1 protein-coding gene is annotated in these 668 nt (G+C 67.1%); it reads right to left on the bottom strand.

The features are described from left to right. Window positions 1–668 (bottom strand): ABC transporter ATP-binding protein (locus ACAD63_RS00520; protein ID WP_434033302.1); only part of this gene is annotated, 668 nt, incomplete at both ends.

Raw genomic sequence — 668 nt, 5'->3', positions numbered from 1 at the left:
AGCAGTTCATGCAGCACCGGCATCTTTGCCTGCAGATCGCCGGCATCGAAGCGCTCGACGATGCTGCCGTGCTCCATCACGTAGAAGCGGTCGGCCAGCGGCGCGGCGAAGCGGAAGTTCTGCTCCACCATCACCACCGTGTACCCCTTCTGCTTGAGCATCCGGATCATGCGCGCCAGCGCCTGCACGATCACCGGTGCCAGCCCTTCCGAGATTTCATCGAGCAGCAGCAGGTTGGCGCCGGTGCGCAGGATGCGCGCCACCGCCAGCATCTGCTGCTCGCCGCCCGACAGGCGCGTGCCCTGGCTCTGGCGGCGCTCCTTCAGGTTGGGGAACATGTCGTAGATCTCGGACTCGCTCATGCCCGCGGTCGTCTCGCCACCCTTGCCCTTGAGCTGCGGCGGCAGCAGCAGGTTCTCCTCGCACGACAGGCTGGAGAAGATCGCGCGCTCTTCCGGGCAGTAGCCGATGCCGTAGTGCGCGATCTTGTGCGTGGGCAGGCCGATGGTCTCGTTGCCGTTGACCTTGATCGAGCCCTTGCGCGCGCCGGTCAGGCCCATGATCGCGCGCAGCGTGGTGGTGCGCCCGGCGCCGTTGCGGCCCAGCAGCGTCACCACTTCGCCGCGGTTCACCGTGAGGTCGACGCCGTGCAGGATGTGCGATTCGCC

Origin of the sequence: Cupriavidus sp. a3 (assembly GCF_051015765.1) — a bacterium.
Taxonomy (GTDB): Bacteria; Pseudomonadota; Gammaproteobacteria; order Burkholderiales; family Burkholderiaceae; genus Cupriavidus; species Cupriavidus oxalaticus_A.
Note: the sequence above shows the minus strand (reverse complement) of the source record. Positions and strands in the feature narration are given on the sequence as shown.